19 protein-coding genes are annotated in these 19,320 nt (G+C 41.4%); 8 read left to right on the top strand and 11 right to left on the bottom strand.

Features of this window, described 5'->3' with window-relative positions; all coding sequences use genetic code 11:
• Positions 1-164 precede the first annotated feature (164 nt).
• Together R9C00_24365 and R9C00_24360 are read left to right on the top strand one after the other, a co-directional pair.
• Entirely contained in the window at positions 165-356 is a 192-nt protein-coding gene (locus R9C00_24365; GenBank protein WPO34837.1) for a hypothetical protein, read from the top strand.
• A 102-nt stretch (positions 357-458) separates the two neighbouring features.
• Positions 459-1,544, top strand: a complete 1,086-nt coding sequence (locus tag R9C00_24360; protein ID WPO34836.1) for a BF3164 family lipoprotein — start codon at positions 459-461, stop codon at positions 1,542-1,544.
• Positions 1,545-1,738: 194 nt separating this feature from the next.
• Here the strand turns inward: R9C00_24360 and xerD are convergent, their stop codons facing one another.
• Positions 1,739-2,671: a site-specific tyrosine recombinase XerD gene (gene xerD / locus R9C00_24355; protein ID WPO34835.1), complete on the bottom strand. Its 933-nt coding sequence runs from the start codon at positions 2,669-2,671 to the stop codon at positions 1,739-1,741.
• A gap of 713 nt (positions 2,672-3,384) precedes the next feature.
• Here xerD and uvrC point away from each other — a divergent pair.
• Together uvrC and R9C00_24345 are read left to right on the top strand one after the other, a co-directional pair.
• The gene (gene uvrC, locus R9C00_24350) at positions 3,385-5,193 is read left to right on the top strand and encodes an excinuclease ABC subunit UvrC (GenBank protein ID WPO34834.1); all 1,809 of its coding nucleotides are present in this window, start codon (positions 3,385-3,387) and stop codon (positions 5,191-5,193) included.
• A gap of 86 nt (positions 5,194-5,279) precedes the next feature.
• Entirely contained in the window at positions 5,280-6,005 is a 726-nt protein-coding gene (locus R9C00_24345) for a DUF6090 family protein (GenBank protein ID WPO34833.1), read from the top strand.
• A gap of 62 nt (positions 6,006-6,067) precedes the next feature.
• Here R9C00_24345 and R9C00_24340 read toward each other — a convergent pair whose 3' ends face one another.
• Positions 6,068-6,970 (bottom strand): sialate O-acetylesterase, encoded by a 903-nt coding sequence (locus R9C00_24340; GenBank protein WPO34832.1) that lies wholly within the window; start codon positions 6,968-6,970, stop codon positions 6,068-6,070.
• Between the two features lie 312 nt (positions 6,971-7,282).
• On the opposite strand from R9C00_24340, the gene R9C00_24335 reads away from it, so the two are divergent.
• From R9C00_24335 to R9C00_24325, 3 genes are all read left to right on the top strand, one after another.
• On the top strand, positions 7,283-7,738 hold the full coding sequence (locus tag R9C00_24335; GenBank protein WPO34831.1) for a hypothetical protein: 456 nt from the start codon (positions 7,283-7,285) through the stop codon (positions 7,736-7,738).
• 7 nt (positions 7,739-7,745) lie between these two features.
• Complete coding sequence (locus R9C00_24330; GenBank protein WPO34830.1) at positions 7,746-8,432, top strand: hypothetical protein; 687 nt, start codon at positions 7,746-7,748, stop codon at positions 8,430-8,432.
• Between the two features lie 220 nt (positions 8,433-8,652).
• Positions 8,653-8,877 (top strand): hypothetical protein, encoded by a 225-nt coding sequence (locus tag R9C00_24325; protein WPO34829.1) that lies wholly within the window; start codon positions 8,653-8,655, stop codon positions 8,875-8,877.
• Between the two features lie 5 nt (positions 8,878-8,882).
• On the opposite strand, the gene aat is transcribed toward R9C00_24325, so the two are convergent.
• The 5 genes from aat to R9C00_24300 form a co-directional block, all read right to left on the bottom strand.
• Positions 8,883-9,590 (bottom strand): leucyl/phenylalanyl-tRNA--protein transferase, encoded by a 708-nt coding sequence (gene aat / locus R9C00_24320; GenBank protein ID WPO34828.1) that lies wholly within the window; start codon positions 9,588-9,590, stop codon positions 8,883-8,885.
• A 318-nt stretch (positions 9,591-9,908) separates the two neighbouring features.
• Complete coding sequence (gcvH, locus tag R9C00_24315) at positions 9,909-10,286, bottom strand: glycine cleavage system protein GcvH (protein ID WPO34827.1); 378 nt, start codon at positions 10,284-10,286, stop codon at positions 9,909-9,911.
• Between the two features lie 257 nt (positions 10,287-10,543).
• Entirely contained in the window at positions 10,544-11,218 is a 675-nt protein-coding gene (gene mnmD, locus R9C00_24310) for a tRNA (5-methylaminomethyl-2-thiouridine)(34)-methyltransferase MnmD (protein ID WPO34826.1), read from the bottom strand.
• Between the two features lie 143 nt (positions 11,219-11,361).
• Positions 11,362-12,606, bottom strand: coding sequence for a DUF4105 domain-containing protein (locus R9C00_24305; GenBank protein WPO34825.1), 1,245 nt, complete (start codon positions 12,604-12,606; stop codon positions 11,362-11,364).
• Between the two features lie 149 nt (positions 12,607-12,755).
• Positions 12,756-13,778 (bottom strand): polymorphic toxin type 23 domain-containing protein, encoded by a 1,023-nt coding sequence (locus R9C00_24300; GenBank protein WPO34824.1) that lies wholly within the window; start codon positions 13,776-13,778, stop codon positions 12,756-12,758.
• Positions 13,779-13,838: 60 nt separating this feature from the next.
• On the opposite strand from R9C00_24300, the gene tpx reads away from it, so the two are divergent.
• The gene (gene tpx, locus R9C00_24295) at positions 13,839-14,336 is read left to right on the top strand and encodes a thiol peroxidase (protein WPO34823.1); all 498 of its coding nucleotides are present in this window, start codon (positions 13,839-13,841) and stop codon (positions 14,334-14,336) included.
• A gap of 131 nt (positions 14,337-14,467) precedes the next feature.
• On the opposite strand, the gene R9C00_24290 is transcribed toward tpx, so the two are convergent.
• From R9C00_24290 to R9C00_24275, 4 genes are all read right to left on the bottom strand, one after another.
• Complete coding sequence (locus R9C00_24290; protein WPO34822.1) at positions 14,468-15,250, bottom strand: LytTR family DNA-binding domain-containing protein; 783 nt, start codon at positions 15,248-15,250, stop codon at positions 14,468-14,470.
• A gap of 51 nt (positions 15,251-15,301) precedes the next feature.
• On the bottom strand, positions 15,302-16,357 hold the full coding sequence (locus R9C00_24285; protein WPO34821.1) for a histidine kinase: 1,056 nt from the start codon (positions 16,355-16,357) through the stop codon (positions 15,302-15,304).
• A gap of 265 nt (positions 16,358-16,622) precedes the next feature.
• The gene (locus R9C00_24280) at positions 16,623-17,693 is read right to left on the bottom strand and encodes a histidine kinase (protein WPO34820.1); all 1,071 of its coding nucleotides are present in this window, start codon (positions 17,691-17,693) and stop codon (positions 16,623-16,625) included.
• Positions 17,694-17,772: 79 nt separating this feature from the next.
• Positions 17,773-19,314: a hypothetical protein gene (locus R9C00_24275; GenBank protein ID WPO34819.1), complete on the bottom strand. Its 1,542-nt coding sequence runs from the start codon at positions 19,312-19,314 to the stop codon at positions 17,773-17,775.
• Positions 19,315-19,320 lie beyond the last annotated feature (6 nt).

The following is a 19,320-nucleotide window of genomic DNA, read 5'->3' as shown; positions in this document are numbered from 1 at the left end:
AGCGAGAGACTTGCGCCAGAGTTTCCTCTTTCTTGAAAAATATTTAGACCTTAAGTTTAATTGCGAAAATTTAAAAAAAACAAGCTGTATTTTGTGTTTTTTTAAATGTGTATTGTAATATAATTATTTACACATTTATCAACCCTTTTAAATCTAATTAAATCATGAAAACAAAAGCATTAAGTTACTTATTCGGCGCTTCATTTTTAGCATCATTAACTTTAGGTATATTTCATAATTTCAACGCAAAAGCTGATGCTCCTGGCGAAACTATATGTAGAGGAACTTCTGGAACATGCTTGACATTTCCTGACGGACAAGTAATCAAAGGAAAGAAAGAAGTTGTAGAGGAATAGTCCTTTTAACTACATCTACACTAGAAACCAAACAGGCTTAATTAAAACTGTTTGGTTTCTTCAATTGTCTATATTTTTTTGAACGCATACCAATACCAGGTAATGAAAATACAATTACAAAAACTCAGTCTTCTCATACTATGGGTTATCAGCCAATCCTGTTCAAGTAAACCTGAAACTACGGAAAGCTTTGATAACCTAGTTTTGGAAAATACTACGACTGAAAAAGTGCTTCCAGACACTTTAGATCAGCAGTTGATCATCAGTGACGGCAGCAGGATGATTGCTTTTGATTCTTGTATTGTCATACTCAGTGATAAAGTTGATAGCTACCTGACCTTGGTCAATCTGAGGAATAATGAGATCAGTGAGGCGGGTATGAAGGGGAGGGGCGTTGGCGAGCTAATTATGGCCTATTCGCTGGTTCGGAGTCCCCTCGAAGGTTATTTTGAGGTGTATGATATTGGCTTGAGGGCTATAATGAGGTATAACCTAGATTCGTGCCTGAACGATCCTAAAGGCTATATCCCTAAAAAAATTGACATGATCAGGCCTTCTGGAATGAGCTTTTTTAGCTACTCTGGAAAAGAGTATATAAGCCTAGGAAATAGCCGAATAATAGGGCAAGGGATTTTTAATGACCGATACCGATGGAGTATTTACGATACTAAAGACCGTGTATTTAACTATGCATACGAATATACTTTTGACCCAGAAGACCAGTCAGAAAATATTTTTAAGTCTATGGCTTACCAAGGGAGTACGATGGCAATGGGAGATAAAGTGGTATGGGTTTGTTGGTACTCGCCTATAATGGAAACATACATGCTAAGGGAGGATACCTTAGCGTTGGTTAATAGCATTCAGCATGGTACAGTAAAATATGAAGCAACTAGGGAAGGGGGAGGTGTGGGGTCTGCATTGAAAATGGGAAACCAAATGGGCTTTACCACAATAGACGTGGATGAAGATTATATATATGCCTTGTACTCGGGAAAGGTGAAAACCAAGGAAAACCCATACAGCGATGGATCCAGCAATAAAATACTCATATACGATTGGGAAGGTGATTTTGTGAAAGGCTGTAAGCTCGACGAGGAAATCATTTGCTTAACCAAAATGCCTAACAAAAATAGGTTATATGGAATATCAACCAACTCAGGAGAGTTATTGACCTTTGAGATATGAAAAAAAGATTAGCGGTGAGAAAAAGGCAAAGCTGAAAAAACACATTTTATTTCAACTTCTAGCCTCTAACTTCTTTTAAACCCCGAAGCGTCGAACCGTTAACTATCATCCATCAACTAGACGGATAAGGTATTAAGTAAAATCATAAAGAACCGAAAATGTAGAGCCAAGGCATGCCTTTTCTTTCTGCCAGATCATATTCCTCCCCCCCCATTCCTCGGATGGAAATCTTGGATGACGGATTTTAGGTAATCCATATCGAGGTGGGTGTATATTTCGGTAGTGGTGATGGATTCGTGACCCAGCATATCTTGCACGGCTCGGAGGTCTGCGCCGCCTTCTACTAGGTGGGTGGCAAATGAATGCCTGAAAGTATGCGGGCTTATCGTTTTGTGAATACCCGCCTTGGCTGCAAGATCTTTCACTACCAAAAAAATCATTACTCGGGTGAGCCTTCCGCCCCTTCTTCCCAAAAACACCATATCTTCTTCTCCGCTTTTTATCTTTATTTTATTCCGCACTTCGCTCATGTAAATTTCCACGTATTTCATGGCTTCGCTGCCAATAGGTACTAGTCGCTCTTTTCTGCCTTTGCCGTACACACGGATGTAGCCGAGGTCGAAAAACAGGTTGCTTATCTGCAAGTTCACCAACTCCGAAACCCGCAGCCCCGAGCTGTATAGCGTTTCAATAATCGCACGGTTTCTTGCTCCTTCGGGCTTGCTGTGGTCAATAGCAGCGGTCATTTTGTCAATTTCCTCCACGCTCAGCACTTCAGGCAATTTCCTGTCGAGCTTGGGAGAGGAAATAAGGCTGGTAGGGTCTTCCGTCAGTTTATCTTCAAAGTATAAAAATTTATAAAAAGCCTTCAGTCCCGATAAAATCCGTGCTTGGGTGTAGGGCGAAACGTTGAGTTCGTAGAGGAAAACAAGGAACTGCTCAATGTCGAGCGATTGAATTTGTGTAGGAATTTTATCAATCGCATGCAGCTCCAAAAACTCTTTTAGCTTGCTGATATCCCTCAAATACGCCTCCACGGTATTTTGCGTAAGCGATCGCTCTAGCTTTATGTAATCTCTAAAGGCTTTTATTTCTCTTTCCCAAATTAGTTGGCTTTCCGGGCTCATGTTCGCTGCTTTCTGTTTCTCAAAGAAAAGAAAAATTTAAGAACAATGATGGATGAATTCTATAGTTACAAGTTGTGATTGGAATCTTTAATTAATTTGTTTTTTACTTTACTACTTTGTAAGTTGTATTTGCTAATAAATCTGTGGTATACTGTATAAGGATAATTTCGATAAAATGAAGTTAAAATTTGAGGTTTCTGCGCGCTTTATCACAGCGTTAAAAGAGTTGGCAAAAGTGATTTTGGCAATAATACTCGTGATACTACTTTTTTTTAGGTAGAACACGCAAGGTTAGAATTATATTTATAATTCTGTGAATTCAAGGAATGTGGGTGAAAGACGAGAATAGCCCACATTCACTCCATCGTGGGAAGGTCTCACTGCCACATTTTTATTAGCTTTTCCAAAACTGCTTTAGAATTTCCTCATTGAATTCATCTTTGTAAATTTATTCTGCATCTCTTCCACTTTTCCATGTTCTTCTGAGAGTTAGCGTTGCGCCCTCTCAGAAGTTTTTATTGGGCAAATCTCCCGATTTGCGAAACCTAGTGGGCAAAGATGTAGCCCTGTTGTCTTTTAAGGTGTCAATCAGGAGATTGACTATTTTTGATTGCTCCGTAGAGAAAAAACTCTACGGAGAACATTTGTTTTCCGAAACCAAGAAATGTTTATTTAAGTTAGATTTGGAAGGATTAAAAAATTAGCGCATCAGGATGCAAGCAAAGAACGAGGAATTGGCTCAGGCGGTGTCGAACCTGCCGCACGAACCGGGGGTGTACAAGTACTTCAATGAGGAAGGGACGATTATTTATATAGGAAAGGCGAAGGACCTGAGGAATAGGGTAAGTAGCTATTTCAATAAATCGACGGGGATGAACCGCAAGACGCTGCGCTTGGTGAGCGAGATTCACAGGCTGGAGTTTGTGGTGGTGAACTCGGAGTTTGATGCGCTGCTGTTGGAAAATAACCTCATAAAGGAAAACCAGCCGAAGTACAATATTTTGCTGAAGGATGACAAGAGTTATCCGTACATCTGCGTGACCAATGAGCGCTTTCCCCAAGTGTTTTCCATCCGAAATATCACCGATCGTCGTCACCAGTATTTTGGTCCTTATGCAAGTGTCCGGGCGATGAACACACTTTTAGAGCTATTACGTCAGCTTTTTACCCTTCGTACTTGTAACTATTTGCTGAGTGAGGAAAATGTAAAAGCAGGCAAGTTCAAGGTTTGCCTAGAATATCATATCAAAAACTGTAAAGGACCTTGCGAAGGCTTGCAAGACGAGGTAGAATACAACAATGACATCGCCCAAGTGCTACAGATTTTGAAGGGGAATTTGACTCCTGCAAAGCTGTATTTTAAAGAACACATGCAAGCTGCTGCAGAAAGGATGGAATTTGAAAAGGCGGGCATGTACAAGCAGCGGTATGAACTTATCAGCAACTTCCAGAACAAATCTTTGGTAGCCAACCCGAAGGTGACGGACTTGGAGGTGTACTCGATCATAGATGGAGAGTCGGAGGCGTATGTGAACTTTATAAAGATCGTGAATGGCTGCATAGTACAAACGGAAACGGTGCAGGTGAAGAAGAAGTTGGACGAGCCGAAAGAGGATATTTTGAGCCTGGCAATCATTGATTTTAGGGGTAAGTTCAATAGCCATTCTAGGCGGATCATGCTCAATGTGCCTGTGGAGCTTCCTTTTGAAAATGTGGAGATAACCGTTCCCAAAATAGGGGACATGAAAAAACTATTGGAATTGTCGATCAAAAATGCGCTGTATTTTAAGAAGGAAAAGGAAACGCAGAAGATCGAAATCCAGAAAAATAAGAACAAGAATTATACGCTGATCCAGCTGAAGGCGGACTTGAACCTGAAGGAGCTTCCCCGCCACATTGAGTGCTTCGATAACTCAAACTTGCAAGGAACAAACCCAGTTTCGGCAATGGTCTGCTTCAAAGATGGAAAGCCTGCCAAGAAAGAATATAGGCACTATAACATAAAGACCGTGGTTGGTCCCGATGATTTTTCCTCCATGTACGAGGTAGTTACCCGGAGGTACAAACGCCTCAAGGAAGAAGGTTTGCCAATGCCAAATTTGATTGTGATAGATGGGGGAAAGGGGCAACTCAGTGCTTCGGTGAAGGCATTGAAAGATTTGGACTTGTACGGAGAAATCCCGATTATAGGCATTGCTAAGCGGTTAGAGGAAATCTATTTTCCAGAAGATTCTTTGCCGCTTCATATCAGTAAAAAATCTCGCTCGCTGGTATTGCTCCAAAAAGCGCGGGATGAAGCCCACCGTTTTGGCATCACCCATCATCGCAACAAGCGAAGCAAAGCAAGCCTTAATTCTTCCTTACTAGAGGTGGAAGGGATAGGCGAAGGAACGGTGCAAAAGCTACTCACGCATTTCAAATCGATGAAGAAGGTGAAGGAAGCTGGAATGACGGAACTCGCTTCGGTGATAGGGAAGAAAAAAGCAGAGATTTTGTTGGAGAGTTTTGAGAAGGATAAATGATGTAGAGACGCCTTGAAAGTGTCTTGGAAATTGATTGGGAAAGGATAAAATAGTAGGGTCAAAGCATGCCTTGGCTTGTACAAAAAATGATAAATTTATTTAGAAAATATAGACGAGGAATGCTTGGTAAGGGAAATATTAGCCAATACCTTCTGTATGCTATTGGAGAAATAGCGCTGGTAGTTATCGGAATTCTGATTGCTTTACAAATCAATAATTGGAACGAAGAAAGGAAGGCGAAGCGCCTAGAAATAGAACTGGTAGAAGAGGTAAGTACTGGCCTAAAAAGTGACTTGGCTGATGTGGAGCTGAACCTAAATACTTTGGAGAGAAGGATAGTGAATCAAAGTAAGCTCATTGACTGGCTCGAAAACGATCAACCTTTTCATGATTCCCTTTCTTTTTATCTCAAGAACATGTATTCCTATTCGTTTTTCTCGGTGAACGAAGGTCCTTACGAAACCCTGAAGCAATATGGTATGAGGCGGATTAAAAATGATTCACTCAGAAACCAGATCGCAAACCTTTACGATATAGTTTACCCGGTTTATATAGATATTTTGGGTGTTTATATTGAAGATGCGAATAAACTAAAGTCCTTCAGTCCAAGGCATTTTGAGGAAATGACATTTTCCAACAAGGTGATGAAACCCCTTAATGCAGAAAAACTGAAAGCCGACAATGAATATACCTACTATGTGAAGACCTTGCGAAACACCAACCAAAGCTATTTGAAATACCGGACTCAGCAGACCAAAGATGAGATTGAAAAAACGATTAGGATGATAGAAAATCAACTGGCGGAGAGGTAGGACTGATACTACGAAAGCCATTTTTACTCATTTCTTCTTTTAAAATTAGTTTGTAACAACCTCTATCGCTTGCCTAATTCGGCTATTTTTTCGGCAAATTTTTCCCCAAAGTCGATATAGCCTGGGCTGTCATAATGCCATTTGTCCGAGTATTTATAATAGCGAGTGTCGCGGATAATGGCAGCATTTTTATCCGTGCGGATGTATTTTTCTTGGGCATATTGCACCAGTTCGCAGTAATCCCATACTTTTCCATCGGCATCGTTCCATGAGTCCGATATTTTGCCGATCACCACAGGCAAGTCGTCGGTGAGCATGGCTGCGCGGATCAAGTCCATGAGACGTTTGAGGTGGCCATAATATTTTAGGGCAATCTCCTCGCTTCCTGCATCGCTTTCGCCCTGCATCCACAAAATACCGCTGGGAATGAGCGTGTCAGGTTTTCCATCGCCGTCAATGTCGCTTGTTTTCAGTGCGTGTTTCATAGTTGTCAAAAAATGATCGTATTGGTTGAGCCCGTTTGAGCCTATATAATCAGCATCCCAAGTTCCCGAACGGGGAGAGCCGAGCGTATCAATCGAAGTGCCGCCTCTTGAATATTTGATGATCGCAATTTTTTGGTTGGGGTAAAGCCGTTGGAGCTTTTTGGCAAAGGAAAGCTCGATGCCGAAGCGGTTGGAAAGCTTGTTGGTTTTCCCATCGGAAGAAAAACCAGTGCCGTGCCCAGGCTTTAGCTTGTCCCACATGCCGAGCCCGCCCGTTTCCGCTTCGTCGGGGGCGGAGTTGCCGTGGAAAATCCACACATTCCCAAAAGTGGTGTTGAGCGAGTCGGGAAGGTCTTTTACATAGCCAAAGCCGTCCATATTGGATTGCCCACCAAGGTAAAATAGTTTGAACTCGGTTTGTCCAAAAGCGGTAAATTGAAGTAGAAATAGGCAAAAAAGGAGGTACAAAAAAGCTTTCATTTTCAATGGTTCTTTGTGAAAAGTCAATAAGCACCTAAGTTTCATTATTTCTATCCAAAATCAAAAGAACATTTGATTTAAAGGAGTGTTTTGTGAAAAACAAGCGGGCTTTAGGTAGAGATTTGTTAGTTTGTGAAATACCTACAGTGTTGGATTGGTCGGGTTCAAATACTACAATTCTGAATCTCCTCAGGGGATAAATAAAGGAATGGGGCAGTTTTCCAACCTCGTAGAGGTTGCATATTTGTAGCAAATGAGATTGGTAAAGAAGACAACTCCGTTAGGTGTTGCATATGTATTAGCACCATATATATGAAGATCTTAAAACTTGGAAATATTACGATTGAAGCTGATGAGGTACGGACGAGAAAATTCTACGAAAAACAAAGTGGATTTACTTGTAAATGTTCTGACTGTACAAATTATGTAAGCAAAGTTCCTTATATACAAACTTTATTAAATGGAATTGACATTGAGCTTGGAATTGATTTGAGTAGAGACGTTGGGCAAGGAATGGATGAATTAATACCTCATGATTATGAGGGTTATCATTTGTATCTAATTCCATATTATGTGATTGGAGGATGTTATCATAATGGGGAAGAATTAGATAAGGAACAATCTGGACCAATTTGGTCAAGTACAAGGCGAGCAGAGTATAAGTTAACTGATGATCTGTCTTTATTGGTTATAAATACATCAGGAGATATTGAAATGGATACTGCTGAAAATGTTTTAACGATTTGGTTCGAGTTTAAAGCGAGTTGAAATGGTTATGCCCAGATTTTTCATATCCATACCTCTCATCTTAACTGGAGTTTTCAGTTGGACAGAAGTATATTCCCAAGAAAGAATTCTTGAAGCATTTGACTTTGAAGGAGATAGTTTAAGGCTTATAATCAACAAAATAGATTATGAAGAGAAAATTGTGACTTCTGAAATTGAAAATAGACTTTGGGAAGAAGATTCTATTGATGTAGTAATTGAAGCTGAAATAGAAGAAGGTGATGGGTCTGTTTATAATAAAAATGGGATTCAGATCGAAGAATTTCAAAATGCTTATTTAGTCGAGGATGATAGTTTACTTCAACTTTATCAAACTCAAATGATAGGTGAAAGATCCTTTGATATCCATTTGTGCGGGCTTAACTATGAAATACATCTTATTAAAGGGAGAAAGGTAGTTGAAATGCTGAGTATAATATTGAACTGTGGGCGTGTTTCTACTTCTAGGGGAGAATTTGATATGGACATGCTAGATCTCAGCTATTTGGTAGGAGAGTCAATATTTAGAAAAAATCAAGTGAAGGTCTACGCTATTTCTTACGAAAGTGAAGAAAAGAAAGTCTTTTTTACTCAAGCAGTCGAAAATACAAACTCCATTATTTTTACCGACAAATCAAAGACGCATTTCATTGATATAGATAATGAAATAGAGGTGTTGTTGGGTTTAATGAGGTAAATTTTCATCTACATAAAGACCTTATTTATGCAACACCTACGGCGTTGATTTTACCATCAGACTATTTCTACAATTCTGAAACCCCTCACGGGGTAAAAAGCAAGATACATCTAGCCAATCCCCAACCTCGTAGAGGTTACACAATTGTAGAAATGAGATTTAAAAAGTGAACAACGCCGTTAGGTGTTGCACAAAGCGGTAGCGGTGCTTAAAAACTTAGATGGAAGAAGTTATGAAAACCATTCAAGGCGATTTGATAAATCATGCCCTGATCTTGAAAAATTCGCTGGATACTGCTTTTGAGGAGGGAATAGAAAAAGGGTTAGAAATAGTAGCAATAAATGGTATTAAGCAGGGAAAGAGTGATGAAACGATTATAGAGCTTACAGGCTTAAGCCTTGCTCAGTTAGCACAATTGAAAGAGAAAATCAAAGAAAGTCGTTGATGTTCTCAAACCTCAACCGCCGTCTTAAATACCTCATGCCATTTCCGTTTGTTAAATATACTAACGCTGTTTTTTTCTACTATTTGGAGGAACTCCATGCGGGGCATCATGGTGGCACCTAGGCTTTCGAGGTGTTTGGTATATACTTGGCAATCGACCAGCTCAAAGTTGTGTTCGTACAGGTTGCGGACGAGGGTGATGAAGCCTACTTTGGAGGCGTTGCTCTCCTTGGCAAACATCGATTCGCCATAAAAACATTTTCCCATACTCCCGCCGTAAAGCCCGCCAACCAGCTTGCCTTCTCTCCAGACTTCTACGGTGTGGATAAAGCCCAAATCGAACAGTTCTTTGTAAGATTGGACGATCTCATCGGAGATCCAGGTGCCGTTTTGCCCAGGTCGATACACGCTGCGGCAGCCTTCTATCACCCCCTCAAAATCTTGGTCGAAGGTTACTTCAAACTTTCTGCTACGGAGCACTTGCTTCATGCTTTTTGAGATTTTCAAGTCCTTGGGGAAGAGCACAAAGCGAGGGTTGGGCGACCACCAAAGGATGGGTTCGTTGGGGTTGAACCAAGGGAAAATCCCCTGCTGATATGCCGCTACAAGTCTTTTTGGAGTCAAATCACCACCAATGCCCAGCAGCCCCGATTCGTCGGCAAGGTAGGCTGGGGGAAAATAAATTTCCAAAGGGTCAAGTTCGAAAACGGGCATAGCTAATTGGGAAGTTTGAATAAGAGTATGCCATAAACATACCCTCGACCTGAGCTTGCTAATTTATAAAAATCGAAGGAATTTTAAGTGCCTGGACATAAGAAAGCGTATATTTGGACGAGGTTATTTTTTCGTTAGGCGAGGCAAAAAACCCTTGCATAACCTAGCTACGGAATGATTTTTTATTGCGGACGGCTAGTCGAAGCATAGTGGAAAAAGAAAGAATCCAAATTCACAATTTTTTGTGTTTAGGTACTTAAATAAAAAATCCCCCAACAACTGAGAAGTTGAAAGGGGATCTTTGAAAAAGTTTTTTGCTTATCCTAAAGAAGCCTCATAGTCGGCAGCGTTGAGCAAACCGTCGAGGTCAGCAGCGTTATCTGGTTTTATCTTGATCATCCAGCCTTTTCCATAAGGATCAGAGTTTACCAATTCTGGTTCGTTTTCTATTTCTTCGTTGAATTCCAACACTTCGCCAGCGATGGGCATAAACAAATCCGAAACGGTTTTTACAGCTTCTACAGAGCCAAAAACCTCGCCTTCGGGTACAGAATCGCCCACAGTAGCGATATCCACATAAACAATATCACCTAGTTCTTTTTGAGCGAAGTCAGTTACGCCAATGTATGCTACATCACCTTCAAGGCGAATCCATTCGTGGTCTTTTGTGTATTTAAGATTTTCTGGGAATTCCATGTGTATTGTGGTTAAAATAATGAGATAAGCACTGCTGCTTTTTATGATTTCGTGACTAAGCCCAAAGATAAATGTTTTGTTTTTCAATTAAATGCCGTTTTACAAAAGTTTTTTAAAGCTTCAAAACATTCATCTCGCTCTGGATTTTTTCCCAAAAGCTTGAAATCAAAAAACTGTAACCCGTAATTGCTCTGCAAAAGTTGATTTGATAAGTGATAAATATGTGGGATTTTCATCGCTCCTATTACTCAAAAAAATCACCATTTTACCGCCCGTACCATTTCCCTTTTACCAGGAGGTCCAGGGGTTTTTTCTGCTTCCAAGCCCAAGCTGATCAGGTTGCGGCGAAATTGGCCTTGGGCACAGTAGGTTACAAAAAGCGAATTTTCCCCCATCACATCTACCGTTTTTTTTAGGTAATCCACCGTCCACATTTCGGGCTGCTTGGAAGGGGCAAAAGCATCAAAATACACCAAGTCAATGGCAGAGCTTGTTGTAAAGTTTTCCAAGCCTAGCTTCAGTTTTTTCAAGGTGAAATTGGGCAAGATCTGCACCTCTTCTTCCCAAGGGGCAAGGTGGATTTCATCGAAGTGGGCATGCACTTTTTCAGGTAAAAACTTTTTATAGTTGAGTGATTGAATTAACTCATCGGAAAGAGGAAAAGGTTCGAGGCTTATGAAGGTAATTTCCTGCTTTAGTTCCATTGCCTTGACTATGGTCAAAATGGCATTGAGACCTGTTCCAAAACCAATTTCCAATATAGTCAGCTTGCTGGGTTGTTTTCTTTCCAGCAAATAATTCAAGCCTTTATCTATAAATACAAACTGCGACTCGGTATAAGCACCGTGCCCAGAATGGTAGGTTTCGTCCAAATCCTCGTGGTAGAGGCTGTGCGAACCGTCTTTTGTTTCTATGATTTTTATTTTGCCCATATTTTGAGTAGCGTGTTTCAGGTTTCGTATTGCGAGTAAGTTTTATTGGCTCTGGTGCGAGCGTCTCGCTCGTGCCGTTACTCTTTCAAGCACCCACTTAATTTATCCAAAGTTAGTATGTGAGTTTACTTTAATACTCACCACTAATCCTTCTGAGAATAAAAAATATAAAAAGCCCGCATGGTCAGCGCCAAAATCATCGGGATCATGGGCGATGGTAAGTCTTGTGGAAGAACTCCCCAAAGCACGATGATTAGTGAATTTAACCCACCTATCACCAAGAAGTACTTTTTCCAAAAGTTGGGGAGTTGTTTTTTGAGGGCAAAAAATGCTGCCACTAGGTGCAAAGGATTTGTCCAAAGTATATTGAGGTTGTTGACGGTGGTGGTATGGTCGGTAAAAAACCACAAGAAAACAATGACCAACCCTGCTATTCCTGCTACTAGAAATAGGGTGAAATCGATCCAGCGCTTTCGCTTTTCTTTCCTAAACCCAATCACCGTAGCAACTGCTATAAGTAAGAAAATAGACCAAAAAATCAGGTTGGGGTGGGGCAAATAACCGCTTTCTTCGGGAAGTGCTTCGAAGAGTTGCTTGGAGCTTCTTACCAAAGGTTTTCCTCCTTCCAAAGTGGCTTTTTCCAAGTCCTTGTACACATAATCGGGCAAGAAGGTGTAATCTCGGTTGGTCATGATCTTGTCGGCGGGAAGGCCCAGTGCCATGTCGATGCCGAGGTCGAGCCACGGCGCTTTTTCCTCCACATAGTTGTCGATCATATCTCTAAAAGAAATTTCATTGGCAGGAGGAGTACGGTCGAAAGTAGCTTCGTCGCCCAAGGATTGTTCCACCACATCTATCATTCGGGTGGCGCAGTTGTCGTAAAAGAAATCGTAGAGGTAGTACCTGTTTTCGGGGAGGTGGTTGGTTTCCAAAAATTCAAAAACCTTTTGGACTTGGGCTTGGTTCAGGTCGAGCACCTGCTCTTTGTACGAGCGGTTGAAGTAATGGTATTTGTATTCGAATCGGCTAAAATCCTCAATAGAAAGCTTGTAGTTTAGTTTTCCACGAGCAAACTTGAACACAAAGGTGTCGTCAAAGTCAAAGGTGCCGTAGTTATAGACCCTGTCCAAGCCGAGCCTTGGGTCAGCCACTCGGTAGGCGCTGTGCCCAAAAATAGAATACACTTCTGATCCGGGATCAATGGTGATGGCCGATACAAATGCACGGTCTGAAAGCTGGGGGACTTTAGCTTGGGAAAAAGCAAATTGTTGGGCTAAAAGAATGAAGAGAAAAGTCTTTAAAAAGCGCATGGGATAAACAGATTTGAGTTTGCCCAAAAATACAAGGTTTCGCTTAGCATCAATGCGGCATGCAAAAAGTTTATTCAATTTTAAAAGGTCTGATTGTTACGGGTTTTTGCCTTTTATGGAGCCAATTGGCAGATTGACTGTTTTTTTTTACAAATCCATAGAGCTAAAAACTACGGATAGCGCACTGTTTGAGAAACCTAGTTCTGAAAAAGCTGCAACTCCCAACTCTAGTAGGTCAGTACGGAATTCATGTTCATGTCCCAATAAAATTTAGCGGGCCGGATTTTTTGCCCCTCTTCGTAGATATACGCATTTCCTTCCGAGTCCACCATGGGCAAATGCTTGTTTTTGACAGGGTTCCACTTGGCTGGCCAGAAGATAAAGTCGTGCATAATTTTATTTTGGATCACATTCCTGATCTGTTCTGCATCTATCCCTATATCAAAACCGGCATGTTGGATAATGTCAAAAGCCCTGCGGTACTGGATTTTTAAGATGCCATTGGAATATCCGCCGTAAGGAGCTTTCGAGATGTCCTTGTAACCAAAGCGGGCAAACGAACAAGAATCGTACAATACAGTTTGCTCAGAATGTGGATTGCCCGTCCAGAGTACATTGCTGATGGCAAGCTGGTTTTGCCCATCGTTGTAAGAAAGCAGAAAAGCCCCTGTGCGGAACTGGTCTGAGCCTGGTGAGCCCAAAATGTCATTTTCTATGATGAGGTTGAATTTGTCAAGTTGCCAAGATATCGTGCCTGTGTTTTGAGAGGTTTTTATCTGGTCGATGAATACATTATAAGCGTAGCCAATAGAGTTTTTGTATGCCATTTGGCTGCTTACCTCGGAGAGGAATTGATTTTTAACAGAATCGATATTGCCATAGGAATATACTAGGCCAGCATGGATTTGCCACTCGTTTCCTTGCCTGTCAGTTGGTCCATACGATTTGAAATTCCTATGGAAGCGGGCATTTAAGTTTACTTGAACGTGGTCTTCGTAATAGTAGCCGCCAAAAAATAACCCAAGCCTTTGGAGGGTGCTTCCGTAGTTAAATGTCAATCCGCCTGTCACACCCCAGTTATCAAACTGGGCGAAGGTGCTTGTAGTGCTAAGCAAAAATACTAAGATAAAAAGCGTTTTTTTGGGTAGCATTTTGTTGTAAGAGCCAAAGTTTATCAACGTACTGCAAGAATTGGGGGGCAAGTTAGGAGTTATGGCAAAAAAAGCTATTGAATTTGAAAACAATGTCATTCAACAAATTTTTATGATAATAATTCTAGCATTTTAAACTTTTTAAACCAACGAAAATCAATGTCTAAGATCACACTTGGAGGAAACGAAACCCATACAGCAGGCGAGTTGCCCACAGTAGGCAGCAAAGCACCAGATTTTACTTTCACCAGATCAGATTTATCGGATGCTAGTTTGTCCGATTATGCAGGCAAAAAAATAGTATTGAACATTTTTCCGAGTATCGATACGGGCGTGTGCGCTGCCTCGGTAAGGAAATTTAACCAAGAAGCCTCTTCTTTGGAAAATACGGTGGTGATCTGTATTTCAAAAGATTTGCCTTTTGCCCACAGCCGTTTCTGTGAAACAGAAGGACTTACCAATGTAATTCCTGCATCGGAATATAAAAACAGTAGTTTTTCGGATGCTTATGCATTAAAAATAGTAGATGGCGCTTTTGAAGGTTTGCTTTCTAGGGCAGTAATTGTAATAGGTGAAGATGGGCTCATAAAATATACAGAACAAGTTCCAGAAATAGGCCAAGAGCCTGACTATGAAAAAGCGTTAGCTTTACTTTAATATTTTGCTCCTTTTAACTTCATACAAGTTGAGCCGATGCTCTTATTTGCATCGGTTCTTTTGTTTTTTAACCTCAAGTTATTTGGTGATGAGATGTAAAATTTTACGCTTTTACTGGCCACAACTGGTTTCTAATTTTCTAGTTCTCCATCGTTGAACCAATCTTTGAAGGCGGCGACCTTTTCCCTACTTACAATTATTTCTTTTTCGGATTGAGGTTCGGTACTTATTTTTAGTCGGCTGTTCGAATACACTAGTACATCTTGGATGGCATTTATCCCAACGGTAAAACTTCGGTTGGCTCGGAAAAAAAGCTTAGGGTCGAGCATGTTTTCCAGTTCTTCCATTTTATAATCGATCAGGAATCGGCGTCCTTGGAGTGTAAAGAGCGAAACATGGCGGTCTTCGGCGAGGAAATAGGCTATTTTTTCCACTGCTACGGAACGGATATGTTCGCCAAGTTTCACCATAAATCTCGACTTGTAGTTTTTTTGGAGCGAGGCCAGCATTTGGTTGATCTGTTCCAGTTGGTTCGGCTGCTGTGGTGAAGGAAGGTTCTGGCGCAAGGTTTCCAATTTATTGAGGCTGCTTTCTACCTTTTCGGCAGTGATGGGTTTCAGCAAATAATCGATGCTGTTTACCTTGAAAGCTTCTATGGCGTACTCGTTGTATGCAGTGGTGAAAATGACGGGTTTTTGGATGGTCACTTTTTTGAAAATCTCAAAGCATAGCCCATCTGCCAGTTGGATATCCATAAACACAAGGTCATATTCCTCACCTTGTCCAAACCACTTTACCGCTTTTTGAATGGAAGGTAACACCGCCAAAATCTCACTGTTTTCCACCGAAAGTTTTAATAAACGCTGGAGCTTATCTGCCGCAGGCTTTTCGTCTTCTATGATTACAATTTTCACTTTTTTAAATATATATATAATGCCATTTCCGGCTAATTTGACCTCTAATATTTACAAAACCTCCTCTTCCAATTCCAGTTGGAGCAAAGGCACTTTTATGATTACCTCGTCGTAGGCTTTTACTTTCACTACAGGTTCGGAAGTGTAAAATGAATACGCTTTTTGTAAATTTTTCAACTCTTTTTTGGGCTTATCAATCGGTCTTATACGTTCATTGAGCCTGCTTTGAACCGCTAGGGTATTTTCCCCATCTAGGTAGCAGCGGATGTGCAGAGGTTGGTTGCTCGAAACTATCGAAGTCCTTACCAAATGCTCTACCAGCATGGGTAAGGTACCAGGGATCAGTTCCTTTATTAGCTCGGTTTGGGGGATTTCCGAGCTAAAACTCAAGTTGCCGTGGTGGCGGATATTGAGCAGCTGCAAAAGATTGTCAACCGCATTTAATTCTGTTTTGAGCTGGGCGAGTTCGTACTGCTTGTTGTCGAGCGTGTAGCGATAGACCGTGGAAAGTTGGTTGATAAAGTTATCCGCTTTTTTAGGGTTTTGGTGGAGTAGGGAAATGACGGTTTCGAGACTGGAATAGAGCAATTCTGGGTTGATCTCGTTTTTGAAAGCTTGGAGCTGAAATTCTAGGGTTTTTCTCAACGAATGTTCTTTTGCCAGCTCTTCATCGTTTTGCTTGCCCAAAAAGCAGATGCTTGTATAAAGCAAATTGTGAAAAATGCTGATGGTCAGTAGCAAAGAATTGAAGGTATAGAGCTCGGGGAGGAACGAGCTGAACTGTACCAAATAGATGAAATATGCCGAGATAACTGCCGAGACAATGAGGATGGAAAGGACGGCACTTAACCCGAATTGGGTGAATAGTCTTAGTTTAATATTTTTATTGAAAGGGACTTTTTTATCCAAAAAGATGATGAGCAAGCGAGTTGCCTCAAACTGCCCGTAGGTGAGGATGAGGCAAAGCAACCATTCAAAAAGTTCAAAGTTTTCTGCCAAGTTTCCCGCCCTATCGAAAATCAGCAAAATCATGATGTACACCACCGTTCCATAGGCAATGGGGCTGACTGTCCGGTAAGTGAATTTGTGTATAAAATTCTTGTTCATTTTTCTTTCTTGGTTACTAGTTACGGGTTGCTTACGGTCCGCCGCTGCGGTTTCTAGTTTTTTGAGTTCGATTAAACGAGTAGAGTAGGTCGCTCCTACGGAGCTTACTATCTTTTTGGCTTCAAGACTACAAACATGTCGCCTCTACGAGGCTTTTTATATCTTTTATGGAAGAAGGGCATTCTTACAATTTATCTCCTTATTTCTACTTTATTTCGTATCTCTACATTATCTAATTTCTATCCTCTAGCTTCCAATCTCTATTCTAAAACATCATCAACATACTTCCCTTGCTAGGTGTGTAATTGATGAGCGGGAGGTTTACCTTGTATAGTTCGCCGTTGGTGATCATGATCGGGTTTTTGGTAAAATACTCGTACCGTTTTTTGATGTTTTTCAGCCCAATTTCAAACGATTCGTTTTGCTCAGGCTCGGCTGTTTTGTTGTTGATGATTGCCAGCTTTTTGTCATCGTCAAGGCTGATTTGAACATGCAGGGGCGACTCTTCCGAAATGATGTTGTGCTTCACCGCATTTTCCACCAAAAGCTGCAAGGTAAGTGGGGGGATTTCACTTTTGAGCACATCTCGGGGTAAGTCGATATCTACTTTTAACCCTTCATCGAACCTTACTTTTAATAAGAAAATATATGCTTTTACGAAGTCAATTTCTTCTTGTAGGCTCACCAGTTTTTTGCTGTTGGTCTGGAGGATATATTGGTAGGTTTGGGCAAAGTTTCGGATAAAGTTTTCAGCCAAGTCTGCATCTTGGTAAATGAGCGAAGAAATGGTGTTGAGACAATTGAAAAGGTAATGGGGGCTTAGCTGGCTTTTGAGCATATCGAACTGCATTTCCAATTGCTTTCGGGTAGACTGTGCCCGCTGCACCTGCGTAATGGCATATTCGTGGTAAGAATAGGTAGTGAAATTGATGAAAGTATAGGTAATGACACTAAAGAAAATCAGGATAGAAAGTTTTATTACAAACTCTGTGTTGCCATTGGCGAGCATTTCGGCTTCGTAGCTGCCCCTTGCCAGCAGTGTGTAGAGGTAAGGAATGCTCAACACAACCGTGTTTACTAGGAGAGTTCCGAGGGTAATGCCTGCCAGTAAGCGTACGAAAAGAAACCGTTGCCAAGGCAAAATTTTATTGAGTAGGGAGCCAAGTCCCCACAGTGCCCAGCCACCTGCATTGGCAAGGAGAATTACCCCAGCAAAATTCCCGAGGTCATCAGGCAAGCTAGGCAGCGAACCCGAGTTGCCATACACCAAATAAGTGTAGAGCAACAATCCCGAAATACTACTGAGGGCAAAGCCTCGCCAAAATATCTTGTGCATAGTTTAATCAGTATGGAGTGTGGCTTTAGAGCAAGAGGAATTCATTTCCTCTTGCCCTAAAGCCTTGCTCAAATCTATCCTAATGAATCATTTCAATCACCCTTCTGTATTCTGAGTCGGAAGAGATGGTTCGGGCGCATTCCCTGTATTTTTCTATTAGTTCGGCATCATCCGCAGAGATTAGGTCGCTTACGGTTCTGAGCACCGTCCCTTTTTCCGAGCTGGAAGAGATGGACTTGGTAGCATCTAAGAGGGAAATGACTCCTGCCCTGCTAAGGTTGCCCTTGTTGGCTGCTGCCCTAAGGCTACTTCCTTTTTCACTAGTGCTGCTTATCCTTTTGACTGCGTCAAAATAAGCTTTTTGAACCGCATCGGATTTTTCTATCAGAGGGAGCGCTTTGCGTATCACGCTGCCCTTTTCCGAATCGGAACTGATACTTGATGTGGCTTCAAGTAAAAGGATAGCATTAGGTGCAGAAATTAGTTCGGGTTTGTCTAAAATACTTCTTAGCACGCTGCCCTGTTCGGAGCTGCTCCCTATTCTTTTAACTGCGTCAAAATAAGCGGCGACCACTTCATCATTGTTTGTAAGTTGGGGTACGCAGGTTCTCAAAACAGAGCCTTGCTCAGAGCTGGAACTTATCGAGCCCACACTTTTCAGTAGCCGCACTTGAGCTTTGGGGGCTAGTTCGTATTCTTTGAGCAAGTTTCTCAAAACCGATCCTTTTTCGCTTGTGCTGCTTATGCTGTTTAAGGTTTTGAAGTAAGCGTCTACTACATTCTCTTTGTTGGAAAATATATCGTTGAATTCACGCATTACCGATCCCTTTTCGGAGCTAGAGCTAATTTTGTTGCAAGTTTCTAACAAATAGATTTTTTGTTGGTCAATGAGCTGGTGCTCTTTTAAAATATGCCTGAGCGTAGCTCCTTTTTCCGAAGAAGAACTAATAGTCGATATCCCTTTAAAAAAGGCTTCCGATACTTCGTTGCCTTTCATAAACTGTGAACTATGCTTTCTGTAGAGACTTCCTTTGCTGCTTGAAGAGCTTATGGAGGTAATTCCAGAAGCGATTGCCACTAGCTCTTTTTCAACCAGCCCTGGTTGCTCTAACAAAAAGTCAAAATACTTCGCTTTTACGCTGCTACTTTCTATCTGGTTGATCTCGTTGAGCACAGCTGTTGCGCCACCTTTTTTGTAGAACCTCTTCACGCGGTCTTCTGCGCCTATTCCCGTTTTTCTTATCACGTCGAGGAGTACATCTGCCAGCCATTTTGCCCCTTCTGGTTCGAAAGGCTCAGAACTTCGGCCTACATAGTATTCTTTGGTAAGCGTTCCCCTCGAATTGCTTTCGATGATGACTGCCCGTTTATTTCCGAAAGTAGTTTTGCTTATTTTTAAGAATCCGCCTGGTTCTATGCTCTTGATGCTTTGGTCATCTTCAGTGATAGCAACTTTGCCCTTGTATTTGATTTCATAACTCGAAAAAGCATCTTTCGATTTGTAGGAATAGGTGTTGTCGTTGACGGAAATTCGTGTGGTGGTTTGGGCCAATACCATTTGGGTGCTCATCAGCAACATAATGAGTGAAAAAATGCGGAAGTAGATACGGTTCATTTGCATGGGTAT

The organism is Flammeovirgaceae bacterium SG7u.111 (genome assembly GCA_034044135.1).
Classification (GTDB): domain Bacteria; phylum Bacteroidota; class Bacteroidia; order Cytophagales; family Flammeovirgaceae.
This window is presented reverse-complemented; position numbering and strand designations above follow the sequence as displayed.